Here is a 20,052-nt window from a genome sequence, read left to right on the forward strand (position 1 = left end):
ACCCCCAACCCTTTCATCTTCCTGCCCCCTCCTCCTACCCCCCACCCCCCCCCCGTGTCGGGCCGGCCCCGCGGGCCCCCCCCCCCCGCCGCCCCCCCCCACGACGCGGGATCTCGGCATCGGCCTCGGCCCCGCCTCAACACGCCCTGCAGAAGCGGCAGATCAGCGTCTTCCCGAGCCAGAGGCTACGAATTGGGCCGAAGGGTCCACCAGATCGACATCTCGCCCGTCTCCGCACCGTCCTCGCGGGTGATCGAGATCCTGACCGGGAACTCCGGGCGCTGCCCCGCGTCCAGCTCGGCGACGACCTCGGCGGCCGGGCGGCCGAGTTCGGCGGTCGCGGTGACCGGGCCCATGGCGAGCTTCTTGTAGCCGATCTCGGCGCGCACGGCCAGCGGCACGGCCCGCGAGAGCTGGTCGCCGAAGGCCGCGAGGACGATGGCGCCGCTGGCGGACTCGGCGAGGGTGAACATCGCGCCGGCGTGCGGTCCCCCGACGTGGTTGTGGTAGTCGGGCTGGTCGGGCAGCCGGACGACGGCGCGCTCCGGGGTGGTCTCCTCGAAGACGAGGTTGAGGGTGCGGGCCATGGGCACGGTGGCCGTGAGCATGTCGCCGATCGAGGGCAGGGTCTCTGACATGAGGAAAAGTTACCAGTCAGTAGCAAGCGTTGGGAAGGCCCGTCGGTCCCGCCCGGCAGTGCCGCCCTCTATGGTTATCGGCCATGTGGCCAGGACAGCAGCCGCCCGGGGGCGAGCAGAACCCGCAGGGACCCAACCCGTATCAGCAGCCGGGTTACCCGCAGCAACCCAATCCGTACCAACAGCCGAACCCGTACCAGCAGCCGCCCGCCGGGCAGTGGGCGGCTCCGGCCGCACCCGGACCGCAGCCGCCGCAGAAGAACGGCGGCAAGCGCACGACGTGGATCGCGATCTCGGCGGCCCTGGCCGTGGTCGCGGCGGCCGCGGTGACGGGCCTGGTCCTCCTCGGCGACGACGAGAAGAAGGAGGACGCGGCGAAGAACGACTCCGCCCCGTCCGCCCCGGCGTCGGCGCAGACGCAGAACCAGAGCACCGGCGCCCCGAGCGCCCCCGAGGACAACCCGCGGGCCGGCGGTGAGATCAAGCCGGTGATCGACGGGTGGAAGACCGTCGTCAACAGCAAGCGGCACAACGCCTTCGACATCCCCCCGGACTGGACGGTCAACCCGCCGGGCCTGTCCACCGGCTTCGCCGACGACAAGGGCCAGCCGCTGGTTACGATGAGCGGGACCGCGTACTACAAGCCCGACCAGTGCGCGAAGAACGACTCGCGGGGCGGCGCCGGCACCAAGGGCGCGCAGGGCGCCAAGAGCATAGAGGACGCCGCCGAGACCGAGGCGGGCAACTGGGCGATCGCCGCGTTCGACCGCAAGCAGTCGGGCCACCTGGAGACCGCCAAGGCCACGCCCTTCAAGAACGATCACGGCATCACCGGCTCCACGGCCTCGGCCAAGGTGACCGACGTGAAGAAGACCGACAAGTGCATGACGGACGGCAAGACCTTCACGGTGACCTACAAGGACACCAACGGCGACCTCGCGACGTGGGTGCTCTACGCCGACACCGGGATCGACGGCGAGGTCTCCGACGACACCGTCAAGAAGATCATGAGCACGCTCCGCCCGCTCAAGTCCTCCTGACCGCACGCCCGGACCGCCGGGGCCGTCTCAGCCCACGCTGAACGAGCCGCCCGGCGGTTCGGGCGACTGCACCGCCTCCGCGTCGTGCACGGCCTCCGCCCCGGCGGCGAACCGGGCCAGCGCGGCACCGTGTTCGACGCGCGCGGGGAAGGCGTCGGCCGCGGCCCGGCGGGCCAGGGCGGCCAGCGGCAGTTCGGTGTGCGACGCGACGAGGACGGCGTTGCCGAAGCGGCGCCCGCGCAGCATCGGGGCCTCCGCGATCAGACACACGTGCGCGAAGACGGCCGCGAAAGTGGCCACTTGGCCCCGCAGGAAGGTGAACGGCGCGCCGTCGGCGAGGTTGGCCGCGTAGCGGCCCTCCGGGCGCAGGACGCGCGCGGCGGCGTGCGCGTACTCGACCGAGGTGAGGTGCGCGGGCACCCGCGACCCGCCGAAGACGTCCGCGACGACGACGTCGGCGGACGCGTCGGGCGAGGCCTCCAGGGCCTCGCGGGCGTCCGCCGCGAGCACCTCGATCCCGGCCCCGTCCGGCAGCGGAAGGTGCTCGCCGACCAGGGCGATCAGCCCGCGGTCCGCCTCGACGACCCGCTGCCGGGAGCCCGGGCGGGTGGCGGCGGCGTAGCGGGGCAGGGTGAGGGCACCGCCGCCCAGGTGCAGCACGTCGAGCGGCCGGCCCGGCTCGGCCGCCGTGTCCAGGACGTGCGCGATGCGCTGCGCGTACTCGAACTCGAGGTGCGCGGGGTCGTCCAGGTCGACGTACGACTGGGGCGCCCCGTTCACGGTCAGCAGCCAGGCCCGGGCCCGGTCCACGTCGGGCATCAGCTTGGCGGTGCCCCAGTCCACTTCGCGGGTCACGGGTATCGGTTCGTCCACTCCCCCATTGTCCGTCAGGACGTCATGGCTGCTCGCCCCCGCCCCGGTGCGCCGCCGCGCCGGCCGCGAAACCGTCCAGCCACGTCTGCACCATGTGCCGGACGACGGTCTTGAGCTGTTGAGCGGTGAGCACCTTCTCCAGATGTCCCTGCCGCAGCGCAAGCCTCGCCCGGCGCTCCGCCGCGACGAACAGCGCCATCTGGTCGGCCCTTTCGTACGCTCCTCCCCACCGCTCTTCCATGTCTGCACTGTAGGCCGGTGCCCGCGCGAGGGCACGTGGATATCAGCGGGGGAGATGCTTGTACACAGCGGCTCAGCAGTGGCTCAGCAGCGGCTTATACCGGGCACCGGGTGCGGGCGCATTCCGTTCACCGACATCGGCCCGCCCCTGCACGGGCGTCGGTTACGCTCCTTCGATGCCCGATCCCGCCGCGCCGTCCCCCGGCCCCGCCGAGCGCTGCACCCGTGCGCTGCTGTCCCCGTGGTTCCGCCTCGGGCTGCTCGCCGTCCTGCTCTCGGCCGCCGTGGCGATCGTGCTCGCGTGCCGCCCCGAGCGGCTGCTCACCGAGGGGTGGCCGGAGCGGATGTCCGGCGGCGGCCCGGCGGTCGTGCTGTTCGCGGCCGGGTACGGGCTGTGCACCGCGGCGTTCGTGCCGCGCCCGGTGCTCAACATCGCCGCGGGCGCCCTCTTCGGCGGACCGGCCGGCACCGCCGCCGCGGTGGCGGGCACGGTGCTGGGCTCGGCCGTCTCCTTCGGCCTGGGGCGCCTGCTGGGCCAGGACGCCCTGCGCCCCCTGCTGCGCGGCCGCTGGCTGACGGCGGCGGACCGGCAGCTGAGCCTGCACGGCTTCCGCTCGATGCTGGTCCTGCGGCTCCTTCCCGGGATCCCGTTCGCCGCCGCGAACTACTGCGCGTCGGTGTCCCGGATGGGCTGGCTGCCCTTCCTCCTGGCGACCGCCGCCGGCAGCATCCCGACGACCGCCGCCTATGTCGTCGCGGGCAGCCATGCGGCGGCGCCCACCTCACCGGCCTTCCTGGCCGCCATGGCCTTCCTCGCGGTGACGGGCCTGGCGGCGGTCGCGGTGGCGTGGCGCAGGAGGCCGGCCAAGGGCGCCGTCGCGCCGTGATTCCCGGGTCGCCCCCGGAATCGGAACGTCCGGATCCCGGGCCCGTTCCGGCTTCATGACCATTTGATGAGCATTCCGCGAAGTCGGCCGCAGCGAGGGTCTTCCGCCGCCTCCCGCTCGTAGCCTGAGCTCATGCCGCCCACTCCGACCCCCGCCCAGCGGTCCCCCGAGGAGATCAACCGCTCGATCCGCGCCTTCCTCACGGCGCGCGGAGGCCGTGCCCTGACCAGGGCCGAGCGCAAGGTCTACGAGGAGTTGCTGGCCGAGTGGCACGCGGCGGAGCAGCGGCGGCAGCACTGCCGGGCGGCGTGCTGAGACGTCGCCTGCAGCAGCGGCGCGGGCAGCGCAGGACCGCCGGTTTCGGGTGGTCCCCCGCGCCACCCGAATCCGACGGCCCCTCCGGTCCTTCCCCGCCCCCGGCAAGGACAACCGGCTACCCGCTGAGTATATTGGCCCGGAGCCAGTCAACGCAGGAGTTATTCGCAATGTCCCCGCGCAGCGCTGCGGTCAACGAGGAGTTGCGCCGCCGTTCTCGCGACCGGCTGTTGCAGGCGACCGTCGAGCTGGTCGCCGAGCGCGGCTACGAGGCGACGACGCTGGCGGACATCGCCGACCGGGCCGGTGCGGCGCGCGGTCTGGTCTCGTACTACTTCCCGGGCAAGCGGCAGTTGCTGCAGTCCGCGGTGCACCGGCTGATGCACCGGGAGCTGTCGGCAGGGCTGGAGCGCGAGCCGCGCACCGAGGACGGGCGCGAGCTGCTGGCCCGGGCCATCGACGTGATCCTGGGCCTCGCCCGGGACCGGCCGCTGCTGATGCGCACCCATATGGCGGGTCTGCTCCAGGCCGAGGGGTTCATCCAGTGCCCGGAGCAGCAGCGGCTGGCGTCCCTGCTGCGCGAGACCGTGGCGGGGTACGGCTCCGCGGACCCGGAGTCCGACTACCGGGTCCTGCGTGCCCTGCTGATGGGAGCGGTGGTGGGGGTGCTGCTGCCGGGGGCGCCGATGCCCGCGGAGGTGCTGCGGGCCGAGCTGTTCCAGCGCTACGGGCTCGCCTGGGAGCTCGGCGCTCCCCCCGGGGAGAAACCGCACGCCGTGGGCGGCTGAGGCCTGTGTGCCCCTGACGCGATCCCGCTCCCGGTGGGATCCTGGACGCACCTGCTGGAAGGAGACCTTCCGTGCTTCGCGTCGCAGTCGTCGGTTCGGGGCCCAGCGGTGTCTTCACCGCCCAGGCCCTGGTGCAGCAGCAGTCCGTCCCGGGGGTGACCGTGGACGTGCTGGACCGGCTGCCGTGCCCGTACGGGCTGGTGCGCTACGGGGTCGCGCCCGACCACGAGAAGATCAAGTCGCTGCAGAACACGCTCCGGACGGCCCTGGAGCACCCCGGCGTCACATTCCTGGGCAACGTGCGGGTGGGCGAGGAGCCCGGGGCGCTGGCGCCGCGGCGGCTGCTGGAGCTCTACCACGCGGTCGTCTACTGCGTGGGCGCCGCGGCCGACCGCCGGCTGGGGATCCCCGGCGAGGACCTGCCGGGGAGCTTCTCGGCCACGGAGTTCGTCTCCTGGTACAGCGCCCATCCGGACGCCGCGCCCGGCGGGTTCGTCCTGGGCGCCCGGTCGGCCGTGGTGATCGGCGTCGGGAACGTGGCCGTGGACGTGGCCCGGCTGCTGACGCGCGGCGCCGACGAGCTGCGGCCCACGGACGTGCCGGACGCGGCGCTGACGGCCCTGGCCGACAGCAGGGTGGCGGACGTCCACATGGTGGGCCGGCGCGGTCCCGCGCAGGCGAAGTTCACCACCAAGGAGCTGCGCGAGCTGGGCGGGCTGACGGGGGTGCAGGCCCTCGTGCGGGGCGAGGAGGCGGCGCTGGACCCGGCGTGGGCCGACCCGTCCGCGCTGCCGTCGGCGGTCCGGCGCAACGTGGAGGTCCTCCGGGGCTGGGCCGGGCAGCCGGAGCAGGAGCACGAGCGCCGGATCCGGCTGCGGTTCTTCCTGCGCCCCGTCGCCCTGCTCGGGGACGGGGCGGTGGAAGCGGTGCGCTTCGAGCGGACCGAGCCGGACGGGCACGGCGGCGTCGCGGGGACCGGGCGCTTCGAGGAGATCGGGGCGCAGCTCGTGCTCCGGTCCGTGGGGTACCGGGGGGTGCCGGTCCCGGGCCTGCCCTTCGACGCGCGGAACGGGACGGTGCCGCACGTGCAGGGCCGGGTGCTGCGGGACGGGACGCCCGCGCCGGGCGAGTACGTCGCGGGCTGGATCAAGCGCGGCCCGACGGGAGTGATCGGCACCAACCGGCCCTGCGCCAAGGAGACGGTCGCGTCCCTGCTGGCCGACGCCGAGGCGCTGCTGGCCCGCCGGCCGTCGGGCGATGCGCAGGCGGCGCTGCGGGCCGCGGGGCAGGAGCCGGTGGAGTGGCCGGGCTGGCTGGGGATCGAGGCGGCCGAGGCGGCGCTCGGGCAGCGGCTGGGCCGCGGGACGGTGAAGATCCCGGACTGGGACGGCCTGCTCGCCGCGGCGCGGGGCGGCCGGTGACCGGCCGCCGGTGACGGTGCGTCAGCCGGCCGCGGCGAGCCGCCCGGCCTGCCGGGCGGCGGCGGTGAGGACGCTGTCGAGGAGGCCGGGGAAGAGCGCGTCCAGGTCGTCCCGGCGCAGGGAGTTCATCTTCGCGGTGCCCCGGTAGATCTGCCGGATCACGCCGTTCTCCCGGAGCACGCGGAAGTGGTGCGTGGTGGTGGACTTGCTGACGGGCAGGTCGAACACCGAACAGGACTGCTCGCAGTCGCCCGCCGCCAGTGCGCGCACGATCCCCAGGCGCAGGGGGTCGGACAGGGCGTGCAGCACGCCCTCCAGGCGGATCGCGTCGCGGTCGGGATGCTCGAGGGCGCGGCTGGTCTGACTCTGCACGGCTGCTCTCCTCGAGGCGCAACGGCGAATGCCGGGGTTCCGGAGGCTCCATTGTACGAGAACCCTCGTAGTTTGACACCTGTCGTACTACGATGGTTATCGTACGAGCCAGGAAGAAGCCCGCCTGCCCCGCAGGCGAGACCCGAAACGGAGCCTGCCCGTGAGCGCGCTGTTCCAGCCCCTGACCCTCCGGTCGCTGACGTTCCCCCACCGCGCCTGGATGGCGCCGATGTGCCAGTACTCGGCCGAACCGACCGGCCCCGGCGCGGGCGTGGCGAACGACTGGCACTTCGCGCACTACGCCGCGCGCGCCACCGGCGGCACCGGCCTGATCCTCGTCGAAGCCACCGCCGTCGGCCCCGAGGGCCGGATCAGCCCCGGGGACCTGGGCCTGTGGAACGACACCCAGGCCGAGGCGCTGCGGCGCATCACGGCGTTCCTGAAGCAGCAGGGCACCGTCCCCGGCATCCAGATAGCGCACGCCGGGCGCAAGGCGGCCACCGACGCCCCCTGGCGCGGCGGCGGGCCCGTGGGACCGGAGGAGGGCTGGACCACGGTCGCCCCCAGCCCGCTGCCGTTCCAGGACGGCCACCCCGTGCCCGACGAGCTGACGGTCGATCAGATCAAGGAGATCGTGGGGCAGTTCGCCGCCGCGGCGCAGCGCGCCCTGGCCGCCGGGTTCGAGGTCGTCGAGGTGCACGGCGCCCACGGCTACCTCATCAACGAGTTCCTCTCGCCGCACAGCAACCACCGCACCGACGCGTACGGCGGCTCCTTCGAGAACCGCACGCGTTTCGCGCTGGAGGTCGTGGACGCCGTCCGCGCGGTGTGGCCCGACGAACTGCCGGTGTTCTTCCGCATCTCCGCGACCGACTGGCTCACGGAGAACCCCGAGGACGACCGCGAGGGCTGGACGGGCGACGACACCGTGCGCTTCGCCCGCGAGCTCCGCGCCCACGGCGTGGACCTCCTCGACGTCTCCACCGGCGGCCTCGCCCCCGCCGCGCGCATTCCCGTCGGACCGGGCTACCAGGTGCCGTTCGCGCAGCGGGTGAAGGACGAGACCGGGCTGCCGGTCGCCGTCGCCGGGCTGATCACCGACCCGCAGCAGGCCGAGAAGATCGTCGCCGAGGGCGCGGCCGACGCGGTGCTGCTGGGTCGCGAGCTGCTGCGCGACCCGTTCTGGGCACGGCGGGCCGCCGGGGCGCTCGGCGGCGACCTGAACGCACCCCACCAGTACGCCAGGGCCCACTGACCACCCTTCTGTCCGCCCTTCTGTCCACCCTTTCGGATGAACCCGCCGGGCGTGTCGGCCCGCTGCCGCGCCCGGATCCCGCTGCGGACGATATGAGCCCCGCCTCCCGCTCGCGTACGATCCTGAGCTCTGCGCAGGAATGCGCAGTTGTTCAGATCCACGCGGGCAGGGAGGGGCAGCAGCTGTGGCTGCACGGCCGTTGAACGAGATCGTCGAACCGGGCTGGGCCAAGGCACTCGAGCCGGTGGCCGGGCAGGTCGCCGCGATGGGCGACTTTCTGCGCGCCGAGATCGCGGCGGGACGCACGTACCTGCCGTCCGGCGCGAACGTCCTGCGTGCGTTCCAGCAGCCGTTCGACGAGGTGCGGGTCCTGATCGTCGGCCAGGACCCGTATCCCACGCCCGGCCACGCCGTCGGGCTGAGCTTCTCCGTCGCCCCGGAGGTCCGGCCGCTGCCGGGCAGCCTGGAGAACATATTCCGCGAGCTCAACGCGGACCTGGGCCTCCCCCGCCCGTCCAACGGCGACCTCACGCCGTGGACGCAGCAGGGCGTGCTGCTGCTCAACAGGGCGCTGACCACCGCCCCGCGCAAGCCCGCCGCGCACCGCGGCAAGGGCTGGGAAGAGGTCACCGAGCAGGCGATCCGGGCGCTCGTCTCCCGCGGCACGCCGATGGTGGCCGTACTGTGGGGGCGCGACGCCCGCAACCTGCGCCCGCTGCTGGGCGGCGTGCCCTGCGTCGAGTCCGCGCACCCCTCCCCCATGTCCGCCGACCGCGGCTTCTTCGGCTCCCGGCCGTTCAGCCGCGTGAACGACCTCCTGGCGGGCCAGGGCGCGGCTCCGGTGAACTGGCAGCTCCCCTAGGGCAGACATCCGTCATGGGCAGCTCCGCAGCGCAGCAGAACCTCGTCCTCGGGGTCGACTCGGGCGGCTCGGGCATCCGCGTCGCCCTGGCCTGCGCCGACGGGGACGGCCCGGCCCCGGCCGGGGCCCCCTGGACCCGCACGTCTCCGGAGCCTGCCGTCACCGGCGCCAGGGGCATCGACGCACGCAGCCTGCTCGACCGGGTGCTGCCCGCTGCCCGCGAACTGCTGCGGGCGGCGGGCGCCGAGCGCTGTGAGGCCGTGTGCGTGGGCGCATCCGGGATGTCGACGCTCGGGGACGACCTCCGTGCCGTCCTTCCCGGCGCGCTGCGGGAGGCACTGGGCGTGCGCCGGCTCGCCCTGGCCTCCGATGCCGTGACCGCCTACGCCGGGGCGCTGGGGCAGCGTCCGGGCGCCGTGGTCGCCGCGGGCACCGGCATCGTGGCACTCGGCACCGACCTGTCCCCCGAGGGCGGCTGGCGGCGCGCCGACGGGTGGGGACACCTGCTGGGCGACTGCGGGAGCGGCGCCTGGATCGGGCGCGCCGGGCTGGAGGCGGCGCTGCGTGCACACGACGGGCGCGCGGGCGGTTCGGCCGCGCTGCTGGAACAGCTCGAAGCGGTCTTCGGGCCGGCAGCCGGGCTGCCCGGGAAACTCTATCCGCGCGCCGACCGGTCGGCCGTGCTCGCCTCCTTCGCCCCCGAAGTCGCCCGGTGCGCCGCGGCCGACGAGGTCGCCGCGGGCATCCTGCAGTCCGCTGCACGGCACATCGCCGAGGCCGCCGCCGCGGTCCGTCCCCGCGTTCCGGAACCGTCCGCGACGGAGCCCGCAGTGTGCGAAGTGGCGCTCACCGGCGGGCTGTTCGGCATCGGTGAACCACTGCTCGCGCCGGTACGCCGGGAATTGCACGAGCAACTGCCCGGCGCCCGGCTGACGGCCGCCGCGGGCGGCCCGCTCGACGGTGCATTGTGCGTGGCAGCCGCGCTGCTGACGGACACTCTGTTACTGCCTGCCGATGGGTCACTACTCCACGTCGTTTGCTGAACGCATCCGTGTGCACCGGATGAACCGCCGATTGAGCGGTGATTGAGCGGCGATTGAATCCAGACATACCTTGCACGACCCTGTTCAGTTACCCCCGCCCGAACGACCGAGTCCGATGAACGGCTAACATGCGGGCGCATGAGCTCCCCCACAGGGCCCACGTCCGGCCTGCCAGTACGAATGCCTCGCCCCCGCCAGCCCGGGCGGCACCGGCGGCCCGAGCCCGTGGCCGCTCCGACGGGTGCGCCCCCGCTGGTGCTCGCCGTGCCCGGGACGCCCGACACCGCCATGCGCCGCCTCGCCGAGGAGATCCTCAGCATCGCCCGGTCGGAGCTCCCCGGGCTCGACGCCCGCATCGGCTACGTGGACCACGCGGCCGTGGCCGACGAGCCGGGCTACCCGGCCCTGGACGCCGTCCTCGGCCACGCCGCCGCCCAGCGCACCGCACGCGCCCAGCAGGCGGCCGCGGCGGAGGCGGAGGCCGGCGAGCCCGTCGCCGACGCCTGGGCGCAGGCGCCCGACGCCGTGGTGATCCCGCTGCTCGCGGGGCCGGACAGCGCGGTGCTGCGCCGGATACGCCAGGCGGTCATGAACAGCGGCGCCGCCTGCGAGCTCACCGACGCCCTCGGCCCGCACCCGCTGCTCGCCGAGGCCCTGCACGTGCGGCTCTCCGAGGCCGGTCTGGCGCGCGCCGACCGGGCCCGGCTCTTCACCGTCACCACCGCCGCGGACGGCATCGTCCTCGCGACGATCGGCGGCGAGGAGGCGGCGCAGGCCGCGGGCATCACCGGCATGCTGCTCTCCGCGCGCCTCGCGGTGCCTGTGCTGGCCGCCGCGCTGGACGAGGACGGCGCCGTGGCCCGGGCCGCCGACCAGCTGCGCGCCTCCGGCTCCCGGAACCTCGCGCTGGCGCCCTGCCTGATCGGCCCCGAGGCCGACGAGGCGCTGCCGGGCATGGCGGCCAAGGAGGCGGGCTGCGCCACCGCCGAGGCCCTGGGCGCGTACCCCGCGATCGGCAGGCTCGCCCTGGCCAAGTACACGGAGGTGCTGGGCATCTCGATGCCGTCGGCCGCGGGACCGGGCGGCATGTCGCTCCGCTGACCACCGCCGGCGACCACCGCCCATCCGAGGCCTCCCCGCCGAGGGGAGGCCTCGGGCCGTTTCCCGGACCGCCCGGCGAACGGCCGGGCGTCGGCTGGTGGTCAGGCGAAGACCACGCACGAGGCGGCCGGTGCCGCGGTCGCGCCCGCCTGCACGGGTATGCCCGTGTCCGGGTCCACGGTGAACCAGCTGACGTCGCCGGAGCGCTCGTTGGCGACGTACAGCAGCCGGCCGCCGGGATGTGCGGCCAGGTGGCGGGGCCAGTGGCCGCCGCAGCCCACGGTGGCGCGCAGCGCGGGCGCACCGCCGTCCGGGTCGAGCGTGAAGACGGCAATGCTGTCGTGGCCGCGGTTGGCCACCCACAGGAACCGGCCGTCCTGCGAGACGACGGCGGTCGAGGGGTAGTTGGGCGCGCCGGCGCCCGGGGGCGCCGCGGCGGCTCCGGGCCCGTCCGCCGAGAGCACCCCTGCGGCCGCGTCCCACCGGCACACGGTCACCGTCGAGTCGAGCTCGCCGACCACGTAGGCCCGGTGGCCGCGCGGGTGGAAGACCAGCTGCCGGGGCCCGCTCCCCGGGCGCAGCGCGGCCTCCCGGTGCGGGGTGGGGAGGCCGGTCGCGGGGTCGAGCGCGTGGACGTGCACCGTGTCCGTACCGAGGTCCGCGGCGAGCAGCCAGGCACCGGACGGGTCGGGAACGACGGCGTGGGCATGCGGCCCCTCCTGCCGCTCGGCCACCGGACCGCCGCCCTTGTGCGGCAGCACGGCCGCGGGGGCCGCGAGGGAACCGTCCGGGCGGAGGGGCAGCGCGCTGACGCTGCCCGAGCCGTAGTTGGCCGTGAACAGCCGCCCGCCGGCGACGGCGAGGTGGGTGGGCCCCGCGCCGCCCACGGGCACGGCCGGGCCGAGGAGCCGGGGTCCGGCCGGGTCGGCCAGGGAGAACGCGGCGACGGCCCCCTCGTCGGTCTCGCTCACGGCATAGAGCACGTCACCGCGGGGGGACAGCGCCAGGAACGACGGGTTCGCAACGGCATCGGTGGCGTACACCGGCGTCAACGCACCCGAATCGGGGTCGACTTCGGCGACGGTGACGCCGTGGCCGCCCGCCTCGGTGAACGAGCCGATGTACGCCCGCTGTCCGCACCGTCCGTTGTCGGCCATTGCGCCGTCCCTCCCCGCGTCGGTCCCCATGGTCACCGACGCTACACGGACGCGCCGACAGCCCGGGCATCACTGATGTGCGACGCTCGTCGGGACGGACGATGGCCAGATGCACGAACAGAGGGCGTTCGAGCAGATCCTGGTGGCTCTCGGGGACAACGGCCAGGAGGCGCTCCCATGCTGCACGCCGCGCCGGAACAGGTCGACGCCGAGGTCTTCCAGCGGCTCACCTGGCAGGGAGAGGCACTGCTGAAGACGGGGGACCTCACGGAAGGGTCGCGCCTCCTGTCCCATCACCGCCCTCCACCGGTGCGACCGCCGGGCGGACGCCCTGCGCGTGTATCAGGAGCTCCGGACGATCCTCCGGGACGAACTCGGGCTCGACCCTCTCCGGCCCTTCAGCACATGCAGCGGCTCATCCTCTCCGGAGGCTCGGGACCGCCTCCCCCTGCCCCGGCGCGGGTCAGGCTCCGACCAGCGGTGACGGACGGGTGCTGTGCAGGGGTGCGGCCAGTTCCCCCAGCGCCCTCTCCAGGCCGTGCAGATGGACGAGCGCGGCGGGCGCCGCCTCGGCGCGCTCCGCAACTGCCGCTGCAGCAGCCGTGCCGCGCTCCGTCCCCGGCGTGGTCAGCGCCTCCACCGCGGACTCCACGCGCAGGCAGGCGGCAGTGAGGCGGTCGTCGTGCGAGGCCACCGGGTCCGCGGCGACGGCCGCCAGGCCCCGGACCTCGCGGGCGCAGTCGTCGAGGAGGGCGAGCACGCGCCGCGCCTTCTCCTTGCGGGCGCGCAGCGGGCTGAACGGGTGGACCAGAGGCGCGAGCGAGAGCCGTACCCGGCCGAGCAGCAGCTCCAGTTCGGCGACCCGGGCCGCCGGGTCCGCGATCGTGGAGCCGGCGAGGCGCGCCGCGGCCTCGGCGGCGCAGGCGTGCACGCAGTGCAGCGCGCGCCGGATCCAGGCGTCGGTGGTGGCGTGCGTGGTCACGGGCAGCACGAGCAGCACGGCCAGGGCGGCGCCGAGCGCCCCGGCCCCGGTCTCGGTCAGCCGGAGGACGAGCAGGGCGGGGTTCAGGACGCCGAGGAGCCCGTAGAGCAGTCCGGCCATCAGCGTCACCGCGAACATCATCCACGTGTAGGAGACGGGAGCCGAGTAGAAGATCCCGAAGACGCACACGGCGATGAGGACCGCCGAGGGCACCGGCGCTCCGTGCAGCGGGATGGCGACGAGGCCTCCGGCGGCGATGCCGAGCACGGTGCCGAGGACCCGCCGGAAGCCCCGCACGAGGGTCTCGCCGCGGGAGGCAGTGTTCACGAAGATCCACCACGTGGCGCCGACGGCCCAGTACCAGCGCTGGTCGGACAGCAGTTGCCCGGCCATGAGGGCGAAGGCGCCGCCGAGCGCGGCCTGGACCGCCTGGCGGGTGGTCGTGCGGGCGAGCCCGGATCCGCCGGGCGGGGCGGGCGCGGCGGCGGGCGGCAGCCGGCGCTCGTAGCACCACAGGCCGAAGCGGACGGTCGAGGAGATCAGGAGGGAGCAGGTGACGGCCGTGCAGAGCTCGGGCAGCTGCGCGGGCACGGCGTGCAGGAACTGCGTCGCGAAGAAGGTCATGAACGCGAACACCCCGAGCGCGTGGCCGCGCGGTCCCCAGCGCCGGGCGTAGACGCCCGCTCCCATGACGGCGAGGAAGGCCGCGTCGCGCACCAGGGGCTGACCGTGCAGCATCGCCGCCATGGCGAGTACGGGGAAGCCGACTGCGGGCAGCAGGGCGGTGGTGACCGCCTGTCCGCGGACGGTCGTGTCGGTGACCGTGAAGAGCGCGAGAAGCGCGGCGAGCCCGCCGATGACGGCCGCGACAAGGGAATGGCCGGCCAGACCGCAGACCGCCACCGCCAGACCGACACCGAGGACGGCCCGGGCAGCACTCCGCAGCCGCAGCCTCCCCGGGTCCGGAGCCACGAACGCCCGCTTCAGCACAGATTTCGCTCCCTGCATACCGGCATGAAAAAGGCGCCGCGGAGACCCGCAGCGCCATCGACACCACCATCACAACATCAGACCTCCCGTTGGCTCAAGAGATGCGAAATATTCTGTGCCATTGGCCCAGTATTGTGGCCGGGATGCGGGCCGATACGAGGCCAGTGGCCGACCTGCGCGGCGGCCGAGGCGATGGATCCCCGGACCCGGGCCCACGGCGGTGGGATGATCCTGCAGCCATCGGGTGCCGGAGGGCGGCGGATGGCTGGGCCATTGGTACAGTCGCGGCCCTGGACCGCCGACCAGAAGGAAGCCCTGCCTGTGGCCGTTGACGCGCTGGACGCCAGGATCCTGAAGCTGCTGCTGGAGCAGCCCCGGACGAGTGTGCGCGAGTACGCGCGCGTGCTCGGCATCGCGCGCGGCACCCTGCAGGCGCGGCTCGACCGGCTGGAGCGCGACGGGGTGATCACGGGCACCGGCCCCCGGCTGTCCCCCGCCGCTCTGGGCCATCCGGTGCTGGCCTTCGTCCACATCGAGGTCACCCAGGGCCATCTGGACACGGTGGCCGATGCCCTGGCCGGGATCCCGGAGATCATCGAGGCGTTCTCGATCACCGGCGGGGGCGATGTGATGACGCGCGTGGTCGCGCGCGATGCGGCCCACCTGGAGGATGTGATCCAGCTGATGGTCCGGCTGCCGGGCGTGGTGCGCACGCGTACGGAGATGGTGCTGCGCGAGCGGGTGCCGTACCGGATGGTGCCCCTGGTGGAGGCCGTGGGGCGGACGGCGGCGCAGAAGACTTCCTGAGCCGGGGGTTCCGCGGCCGCGGCCTCCCGGCTTGGCATCCTGGGCGCATGGTCACGCCCCAAAAGCTTGCGGTCATTTTCGATCTCGACGGAACGCTCGTGGACAGCGAGCCGAACTACTACGCGGCAGGGCAGAGAACGCTCGCCCACTACGGCGTGCACGAGTTCACCTGGGAGGACCACTGCCGTTTCATCGGCATCGGCACCCTCGAAACACTGGAGGCGCTGCGGAGCGCGTACCGCATCGAGGCACCCGCCGCCGAGTTGCTCGCCCTGCAGAACCGCCACTATCTGGAACTGGCCGCGGCCGGGACCGAAGTGTTCCCCGAAATGCGCAAGTTCGTGGAGCGGCTGCACGCGGCGGGGATCCCGCTCGCGGTGGCGTCCGGTTCCTCGCTCGGAACGATCGGGACGGTGCTGTCCGCCACCGGGCTGTCCGTCTTCTTTCCCGTCGCCGTCTCCGCGGAGGAAGTACCGCACGGCAAGCCCGAACCGGATGTCTTCCTGGAGGCCGCGCGCCGGCTGGGGGTCGCGCCCGGGAGGTGTGTCGTGGTGGAGGACGCCGCACCGGGCGCGGAGGCGGCGCACCGGGCCGGAATGCGCTGCATCGCCGTGCCCTACGCCGCCGGGATGCCGCAGGACGCGGGATACACCACCGCAGGGCTGGTATTCGCAGGCGGGCAGGAGGAGTTCGACGCCGAGCAGGCCTACACATGGGTGGCAGCAGGCGACTGAGGCGGTCCTGGGTTCTCCTCGCGCGACGGCGGGTGCGATTATCTGCTCACCCATCTCACTCATCCCAACACGCGAGGAAAAGGTAGCCACATGGAGCGAACTGGGAGAAGACCGGCCCGTCGGTGGACTGTTGCCGCAGTCGCCTCGGCCGTGGCCGCAGCGGTGGCCCTCCCGGCGACGGCCGCGGAAGCGCAGAGCGGCCCGTCGGGCATAGCCGCCAAGGGTGCGTTCCTGCTCGACGACGGCACCGATCGGGAGCTGTGGGGCAAGGACGCCGATACCAGGCGGCAGATGGCCAGCACCACCAAGGTCATGACCGCGGTGACCGTCCTGGACACCCCCGGCCTCGACCTGAACCGGCAGATCACCGTCAAGCAGTCCTACCGCGACTATGTGGAGCGCACCGGGGCGAGCACGGCGGACCTGCGCACAGGCGACAAACTGACTGTCCGTCAGATGACGTACGCCCTCCTCCTCCCGTCGGGCTGCGACGCCGCGAACGCCCTCGCCGACACCTTCGGCACCGGCGGCACCGAGGCGACCAGGACGGCCTCGTTCATCGCGAAGATGAACCGGAAGGCCGCCGAGCTGGGCATGAAGAACACCAAGTACGACTCGTTCGACGGCATATCGCAGGCCGGGAACAACTACACCACCGCCCGCGACTCCGCCAAGCTCGCCCGGCACGCGCTGACGAGCGCCACGTTCGGCACGGTGGTCAGGACGACCACCACCCAGCAGAAGGCGGCGAACGTCAACCGCACCTACTACTGGGACAACACGAACAAGCTGCTCGGGTCCTACAAGGGCGCCATCGGCATCAAGACGGGAACCGGCACCGCCGCCGGCCCCTGCCTGGTCTTCGCCGCCCAGCGCGGCAAGCGCACAGTTGTGGGCGTCATCCTCAACGACCCCGTCAACCGCTACCCGGACGCGGTGAAGATGCTGAACTGGGCCTTCGGCACCAAGACTCCGGTGAAGCTGCGCCGGCTGCCGCCGTCGGCACAGAAGGACTGACGGGCCGGCCCCGGCGCTCTCAGCCGAGGAAGCTCAGTCGCACCTGGCGGTCCGGGTTGTCCCGGTTGGTGTCCACCAGGCACACGGACTGCCAGGTCCCCAGCGCCAGTCGGCCGCCGACGACCGGCAGCGTCGCGTGGGGCGGTACCAGTGCGGGCAGCACGTGGTCGCGGCCGTGGCCCGGGCTGCCGTGCCGGTGGCGCCAGCGGTCGTCGGCGGGGAGCAGGTCGTGCAGGGCCGCGAGCAGGTCGTCGTCGCTGCCCGCGCCCGTCTCCAGGACGGCGACGCCCGCCGTCGCATGCGGCACGAAGACGTTGAGCAGCCCGTCCCGGCCGCCCGCCGCCTCGCGCAGGAAGCCCTCGCAGTCGCCCGTCAGGTCGTACACCGTCTCGGAACGGCCGGTGGTGACGTCCAGGACGTGGGTGCGGAAAGTGTCGGTCATGGGGCCATTGTTCCTTCCGCCCCGGGATCCGCCGGGCGGGAGGGGTGCTTCACAGACCGCGCCGGCTGCGGCAGTATGAAGCGACGGACGATCATGGAGGTGCCGGGGCTGCCATGCGCGTGGGACTGTTCGTCACCTGCGTCAACGACACTCTCTTCCCCCGCACCGGGCGCGCGGTGGTCGCACTGCTGGAACGGCTCGGCGTCCAGGTCGACTTCCCCATGGCCCAGACCTGCTGCGGGCAGCCCCTCTACAACACGGGCTACCGGCACCGCACCGAGCCCCTCGTGCTCGGCCTCGCCCGGGCCTTCCGCGACCACGACGTCATCGTGACGCCCTCCGGCTCCTGCGCCGCCATGGTCCGTGACAACTACCCCCGGATCGCCGCTCGCGCCGCGGCCGAGGAGCACACGACCGGCCGGGCCGAGGAACTGGCCGAGGCGGCGGCGGCCGTGGTACCGAAGACCTACGAGCTGACCGAGTTTCTGGTCGACGTCCTGGGAGTGACCGACGTCGGCGCCCGCTTCCCCCACACCGTCACCTACCACCCCACCTGTCACGGACTGCGTGTCCTGGGCCTCGGTGACCGCCCCCGCCGGCTGCTGGAGGCGGTCGAAGGCCTCGAACTGCGGGAGCTGCCGGGCGCGGAGGAGTGCTGCGGGTTCGGCGGCACCTTCGCCGTCAAGAACCCGGCCGTGTCCGCCGCGATGGGCACGGACAAGGCCCGCGCCGTGACGGGGACGGCCGCGCAGGTGCTGTGCACCGCCGACAACTCCTGCCTGATGCACATCGGCGGCACCCTCGCCCGCCAGGGCTCCCCCGTGCGCCCCGTGCACATCGCGGAGATCCTGGCCTCCACGGACGGAAGCCTCCTGTGAGCCGCACCTACCTGGGCATGCCCGCCTTCCCGGAGGCCGCCGCGGTCTCCACCGGCGACGCCACCTTGCGGGCCAACCTCCGCCGCGCCACCCACACCATCCGCGCCAAACGGGCGGCCGCCGTCGCCGAACTGGACGACTGGGACCGGCTCCGCGCCGCCGGAGCCGCCGTCAAGGACCGGACCCTGCGCCACCTCGACCGCTACCTCCTCCAGCTGGAGGAGAACGTCACCCGGGCCGGCGGCACCGTCCACTGGGCAGCCGACGCCGACGAGGCGAACCGCATCGTCACCGACCTCGTCCGGGCCACCGGCGAGACCGAGGTCGTCAAGGTCAAGTCCATGGCGACGCAGGAGACCGGCCTCAACGCCGCACTGGAACAGGCCGGTATCCGGGCGTACGAGACCGACCTCGCCGAACTCATCGTGCAACTCGGTGACGACCTCCCCTCCCACATCCTCGTCCCTGCGATCCACCGCAGCCGCGGCGAGATCCGTGACATCTTCCGCACCCGGATGGCCGACTGGGGCCGCCCGGCACCGGCCGGGCTGACCGACCGGCCCGCAGACCTCGCCGAGGCGGCCCGGCTGCACCTGCGCGAGAAGTTCCTCCGCGCCAAGGTCGCCGTCTCCGGCGCCAACTTCATGATCGCCGAGACCGGCACCCTCGTCGTCGTCGAGTCCGAGGGCAACGGGCGGATGTGCCTCACCCTGCCGGAGACCCTCATCTCCGTCGTCGGCATCGAGAAAACCGTCCCCACCTGGCAGGACCTGGAGATCTACCTCCAGCTCCTGCCCCGCTCCGCCACCGCCGAGCGCATGAACCCGTACACCTCGATGTGGACGGGCACCACCGACGGCGACGGCCCGGGCTCCTTCCATCTGGTCCTGCTCGACAACGGCCGCACCGACGCCCTCGCCGACCGGACCGGCAGGCAGGTGCTGCGGTGCATCCGCTGCTCGGCCTGCCTCAACGTCTGCCCCGTGTACGAGCGCGCAGGCGGCCACGCCTACGGCTCCCCCTACCCGGGCCCCATCGGCGCCGTCCTCACCCCTCAACTCCGCGGCCTCGCCTCTCCTCTGGAGGAGTCCCTCCCGTTCGCCTCCTCCCTGTGCGGCGCCTGCTACGACGTGTGCCCGGTCGCCATCGACATCCCCGAGGTCCTGGTGCACCTGCGCGAACGCGTCGTCCAGGGCGGCGAGGTCACGACCCGCGGTGTCCGGACCGTCGTCAAGCCGGCGAGGAGGCACCTCGCCGAGCGCGCGATGATGCACGCCGCCGGCTGGACGTTCGACCACCCCGGGGCACTGCGCCGCGCCCAGCGTCTCGCGGCCCGCACCCGCCGCCTCCACCCACGGCGGCTGCCGGGTCCGGGCCGTGCCTGGTCCGACACGCGCGAACTGCCCCCGCTGCCCGCGGAACCGTTCCGCGACTGGTGGTCCCGCACCCGCGGAGGCACGGCATGAGCGGCACCAGCAGGGACCGGATCCTGGCCCGGGTGCGCCGGGCCCTCGCCGACGTACCGGCCCACGAGCGTCCGCAGGACCACCCCGTCCCGCGCGACTACCTGCGCACCCACGGGACGCGTACCCCCGCCGAGTCCGTGGACCTGCTCGCGGAGAACCTCGCCGACTACCGTGCCGTCGTGCACCGCGTGGACGCGGCCGGACTGCCCGCGCTGCTCGCGGAGTTGCTCGGCCGACGCGGAGCACGGCGTGTGGCCGTCCCGGCCGGGCTGCCCGCCGAGTGGCTCGCGCGGGCAGCCGTGGAGCAGGTGCCCGACTCCGCCGATCTCACGGCACGGGAGCTGGATGCCGTGAACAGCGTGGTCACCGGGTGCGCCCTGGCGATCGCCGAGACCGGCACCGTGGTACTCGACGCCGGCCCCGATCAGGGGCGCCGTCGCCTCACGCTCGTCCCCGACCATCACGTGTGCGTGGTGAGAACGGCCGACCAGGTCGTGGACTCGGTACCGCAGGCCCTCGGGCGCCTGGCCCCCGCACGGCCCCTGACCTGGATCTCGGGCCCCTCCGCGACCAGCGACATCGAGCTCGACCGGGTGGAGGGCGTGCACGGCCCGCGCGCGCTGGACGTGATCCTCGTGCACGAGGCCCGTCCGCACGGTGAACAACACGGTGAACAAGCCGTGACGCGTGAGTCCGTATCCGCGTGGGGGTTGTGACCTTTATCGGTTCTGTTCGATCCTGGTG

The 20,052-nt window shown here is 73.6% G+C and carries 23 protein-coding genes; 16 read left to right on the forward strand and 7 right to left on the reverse strand.

The window, feature by feature from the left end:
* Positions 1–185: 185 nt before the first annotated feature.
* On the reverse strand, positions 186–638 hold the full coding sequence (locus tag ACWD4B_RS26015) for a DUF4442 domain-containing protein (RefSeq protein WP_451423025.1): 453 nt from the start codon (positions 636–638) through the stop codon (positions 186–188).
* Between the two features lie 83 nt (positions 639–721).
* On the opposite strand from ACWD4B_RS26015, the gene ACWD4B_RS26020 reads away from it, so the two are divergent.
* Positions 722–1,678 carry a hypothetical protein gene (locus tag ACWD4B_RS26020; protein ID WP_451423026.1) on the forward strand — a complete coding sequence of 319 codons (957 nt, stop codon included), beginning with the start codon at positions 722–724 and terminating at the stop codon, positions 1,676–1,678.
* 27 nt (positions 1,679–1,705) lie between these two features.
* On the opposite strand, the gene ACWD4B_RS26025 is transcribed toward ACWD4B_RS26020, so the two are convergent.
* Together ACWD4B_RS26025 and ACWD4B_RS26030 are read right to left on the reverse strand one after the other, a co-directional pair.
* Positions 1,706–2,551: a spermidine synthase gene (locus ACWD4B_RS26025; RefSeq protein WP_451423027.1), complete on the reverse strand. Its 846-nt coding sequence runs from the start codon at positions 2,549–2,551 to the stop codon at positions 1,706–1,708.
* A 22-nt stretch (positions 2,552–2,573) separates the two neighbouring features.
* Positions 2,574–2,792, reverse strand: a complete 219-nt coding sequence (locus tag ACWD4B_RS26030) for a hypothetical protein (protein WP_451423028.1) — start codon at positions 2,790–2,792, stop codon at positions 2,574–2,576.
* Positions 2,793–2,967: 175 nt separating this feature from the next.
* Here ACWD4B_RS26030 and ACWD4B_RS26035 point away from each other — a divergent pair, with 175 nt between their 5' ends.
* From ACWD4B_RS26035 to ACWD4B_RS26050, 4 genes are all read left to right on the forward strand, one after another.
* Positions 2,968–3,678: a VTT domain-containing protein gene (locus ACWD4B_RS26035; protein ID WP_336413678.1), complete on the forward strand. Its 711-nt coding sequence runs from the start codon at positions 2,968–2,970 to the stop codon at positions 3,676–3,678.
* 132 nt (positions 3,679–3,810) lie between these two features.
* Entirely contained in the window at positions 3,811–3,993 is a 183-nt protein-coding gene (locus tag ACWD4B_RS26040) for a hypothetical protein (RefSeq protein ID WP_451423029.1), read from the forward strand.
* 170 nt (positions 3,994–4,163) lie between these two features.
* Positions 4,164–4,781, forward strand: a complete 618-nt coding sequence (locus tag ACWD4B_RS26045; RefSeq protein WP_336413680.1) for a helix-turn-helix domain-containing protein — start codon at positions 4,164–4,166, stop codon at positions 4,779–4,781.
* 71 nt (positions 4,782–4,852) lie between these two features.
* Positions 4,853–6,202, forward strand: a complete 1,350-nt coding sequence (locus ACWD4B_RS26050; protein WP_451423030.1) for an FAD-dependent oxidoreductase — start codon at positions 4,853–4,855, stop codon at positions 6,200–6,202.
* A 21-nt stretch (positions 6,203–6,223) separates the two neighbouring features.
* Here ACWD4B_RS26050 and ACWD4B_RS26055 read toward each other — a convergent pair whose 3' ends face one another.
* Positions 6,224–6,574, reverse strand: coding sequence for an ArsR/SmtB family transcription factor (locus ACWD4B_RS26055; RefSeq protein ID WP_451423031.1), 351 nt, complete (start codon positions 6,572–6,574; stop codon positions 6,224–6,226).
* A gap of 160 nt (positions 6,575–6,734) precedes the next feature.
* Between ACWD4B_RS26055 and ACWD4B_RS26060 the strand changes: the two genes are divergently transcribed.
* The 4 genes from ACWD4B_RS26060 to ACWD4B_RS26075 all read left to right on the forward strand — a co-directional run bounded on the left by ACWD4B_RS26060 (position 6,735) and on the right by ACWD4B_RS26075 (position 10,835).
* Positions 6,735–7,829 carry an NADH:flavin oxidoreductase/NADH oxidase gene (locus ACWD4B_RS26060; RefSeq protein ID WP_451423032.1) on the forward strand — a complete coding sequence of 365 codons (1,095 nt, stop codon included), beginning with the start codon at positions 6,735–6,737 and terminating at the stop codon, positions 7,827–7,829.
* Between the two features lie 184 nt (positions 7,830–8,013).
* The gene (locus tag ACWD4B_RS26065; RefSeq protein WP_451423033.1) at positions 8,014–8,691 is read left to right on the forward strand and encodes a uracil-DNA glycosylase; all 678 of its coding nucleotides are present in this window, start codon (positions 8,014–8,016) and stop codon (positions 8,689–8,691) included.
* Positions 8,692–8,705: 14 nt separating this feature from the next.
* The gene (locus ACWD4B_RS26070) at positions 8,706–9,734 is read left to right on the forward strand and encodes an N-acetylglucosamine kinase (RefSeq protein WP_451423034.1); all 1,029 of its coding nucleotides are present in this window, start codon (positions 8,706–8,708) and stop codon (positions 9,732–9,734) included.
* Between the two features lie 138 nt (positions 9,735–9,872).
* Positions 9,873–10,835, forward strand: coding sequence for a sirohydrochlorin chelatase (locus tag ACWD4B_RS26075; protein ID WP_451423035.1), 963 nt, complete (start codon positions 9,873–9,875; stop codon positions 10,833–10,835).
* A gap of 101 nt (positions 10,836–10,936) precedes the next feature.
* Here ACWD4B_RS26075 and ACWD4B_RS26080 read toward each other — a convergent pair whose 3' ends face one another.
* Positions 10,937–11,992: a lactonase family protein gene (locus ACWD4B_RS26080; protein WP_451423036.1), complete on the reverse strand. Its 1,056-nt coding sequence runs from the start codon at positions 11,990–11,992 to the stop codon at positions 10,937–10,939.
* Positions 11,993–12,284: 292 nt separating this feature from the next.
* Here ACWD4B_RS26080 and ACWD4B_RS26085 point away from each other — a divergent pair, with 292 nt between their 5' ends.
* Positions 12,285–12,476 carry a BTAD domain-containing putative transcriptional regulator gene (locus ACWD4B_RS26085; RefSeq protein WP_451423053.1) on the forward strand — a complete coding sequence of 64 codons (192 nt, stop codon included), beginning with the start codon at positions 12,285–12,287 and terminating at the stop codon, positions 12,474–12,476.
* On the opposite strand, the gene ACWD4B_RS26090 is transcribed toward ACWD4B_RS26085, so the two are convergent.
* A complete protein-coding gene (locus ACWD4B_RS26090; protein ID WP_451423037.1) occupies positions 12,456–13,964 on the reverse strand; it encodes an FUSC family protein in 1,509 nt (502 codons plus the stop codon). The two genes, ACWD4B_RS26085 and ACWD4B_RS26090, sit on opposite strands and share 21 nt — an antisense overlap.
* A gap of 321 nt (positions 13,965–14,285) precedes the next feature.
* Here ACWD4B_RS26090 and ACWD4B_RS26095 point away from each other — a divergent pair, with 321 nt between their 5' ends.
* The 3 genes from ACWD4B_RS26095 (at position 14,286) to ACWD4B_RS26105 (ending at position 16,522) form a co-directional block, all read left to right on the forward strand.
* The gene (locus ACWD4B_RS26095) at positions 14,286–14,771 is read left to right on the forward strand and encodes an Lrp/AsnC family transcriptional regulator (protein ID WP_451423038.1); all 486 of its coding nucleotides are present in this window, start codon (positions 14,286–14,288) and stop codon (positions 14,769–14,771) included.
* Positions 14,772–14,818: 47 nt separating this feature from the next.
* A complete protein-coding gene (locus ACWD4B_RS26100; RefSeq protein WP_451423039.1) occupies positions 14,819–15,505 on the forward strand; it encodes an HAD family hydrolase in 687 nt (228 codons plus the stop codon).
* A gap of 90 nt (positions 15,506–15,595) precedes the next feature.
* Positions 15,596–16,522 carry a D-alanyl-D-alanine carboxypeptidase family protein gene (locus ACWD4B_RS26105; RefSeq protein ID WP_451423040.1) on the forward strand — a complete coding sequence of 309 codons (927 nt, stop codon included), beginning with the start codon at positions 15,596–15,598 and terminating at the stop codon, positions 16,520–16,522.
* 19 nt (positions 16,523–16,541) lie between these two features.
* Here the strand turns inward: ACWD4B_RS26105 and ACWD4B_RS26110 are convergent, their stop codons facing one another.
* Complete coding sequence (locus tag ACWD4B_RS26110) at positions 16,542–16,964, reverse strand: YjbQ family protein (RefSeq protein ID WP_451423041.1); 423 nt, start codon at positions 16,962–16,964, stop codon at positions 16,542–16,544.
* A gap of 113 nt (positions 16,965–17,077) precedes the next feature.
* On the opposite strand from ACWD4B_RS26110, the gene ACWD4B_RS26115 reads away from it, so the two are divergent.
* Genes ACWD4B_RS26115 through ACWD4B_RS26125 form a run of 3 tightly spaced genes read left to right on the forward strand, consistent with a single transcriptional unit; the run spans position 17,078 to position 20,024 of the window.
* A complete protein-coding gene (locus tag ACWD4B_RS26115; protein ID WP_451423042.1) occupies positions 17,078–17,842 on the forward strand; it encodes a (Fe-S)-binding protein in 765 nt (254 codons plus the stop codon).
* Entirely contained in the window at positions 17,839–19,308 is a 1,470-nt protein-coding gene (locus tag ACWD4B_RS26120; protein ID WP_451423043.1) for a lactate utilization protein B, read from the forward strand. Before ACWD4B_RS26115 ends, ACWD4B_RS26120 begins: the two co-directional genes overlap by 4 nt.
* Positions 19,305–20,024, forward strand: coding sequence for a LutC/YkgG family protein (locus ACWD4B_RS26125; protein WP_451423044.1), 720 nt, complete (start codon positions 19,305–19,307; stop codon positions 20,022–20,024). Before ACWD4B_RS26120 ends, ACWD4B_RS26125 begins: the two co-directional genes overlap by 4 nt.
* The last annotated feature ends 28 nt before the right edge of the window (positions 20,025–20,052 follow it).

The organism is Streptomyces sp. NPDC002536 (assembly GCF_053594995.1).

Coding starts and splice junctions, on each gene's coding strand:
- ACWD4B_RS26070 (WP_451423034.1), top strand. CDS start 8,706: ATGGGCAGCTCCGCAGCGCAGCAGAACCTCGTCCTCGGGGTCGACTCG.
- ACWD4B_RS26035 (WP_336413678.1), top strand. CDS start 2,968: ATGCCCGATCCCGCCGCGCCGTCCCCCGGCCCCGCCGAGCGCTGCACC.
- ACWD4B_RS26105 (WP_451423040.1), top strand. CDS start 15,596: ATGGAGCGAACTGGGAGAAGACCGGCCCGTCGGTGGACTGTTGCCGCA.
- ACWD4B_RS26015 (WP_451423025.1), bottom strand. CDS start 638: ATGTCAGAGACCCTGCCCTCGATCGGCGACATGCTCACGGCCACCGTG.
- ACWD4B_RS26075 (WP_451423035.1), top strand. CDS start 9,873: ATGAGCTCCCCCACAGGGCCCACGTCCGGCCTGCCAGTACGAATGCCT.
- ACWD4B_RS26045 (WP_336413680.1), top strand. CDS start 4,164: ATGTCCCCGCGCAGCGCTGCGGTCAACGAGGAGTTGCGCCGCCGTTCT.
- ACWD4B_RS26020 (WP_451423026.1), top strand. CDS start 722: ATGTGGCCAGGACAGCAGCCGCCCGGGGGCGAGCAGAACCCGCAGGGA.
- ACWD4B_RS26110 (WP_451423041.1), bottom strand. CDS start 16,964: ATGACCGACACTTTCCGCACCCACGTCCTGGACGTCACCACCGGCCGT.
- ACWD4B_RS26115 (WP_451423042.1), top strand. CDS start 17,078: ATGCGCGTGGGACTGTTCGTCACCTGCGTCAACGACACTCTCTTCCCC.
- ACWD4B_RS26030 (WP_451423028.1), bottom strand. CDS start 2,792: ATGGAAGAGCGGTGGGGAGGAGCGTACGAAAGGGCCGACCAGATGGCG.
- ACWD4B_RS26125 (WP_451423044.1), top strand. CDS start 19,305: ATGAGCGGCACCAGCAGGGACCGGATCCTGGCCCGGGTGCGCCGGGCC.
- ACWD4B_RS26040 (WP_451423029.1), top strand. CDS start 3,811: ATGCCGCCCACTCCGACCCCCGCCCAGCGGTCCCCCGAGGAGATCAAC.
- ACWD4B_RS26100 (WP_451423039.1), top strand. CDS start 14,819: ATGGTCACGCCCCAAAAGCTTGCGGTCATTTTCGATCTCGACGGAACG.
- ACWD4B_RS26080 (WP_451423036.1), bottom strand. CDS start 11,992: ATGGCCGACAACGGACGGTGCGGACAGCGGGCGTACATCGGCTCGTTC.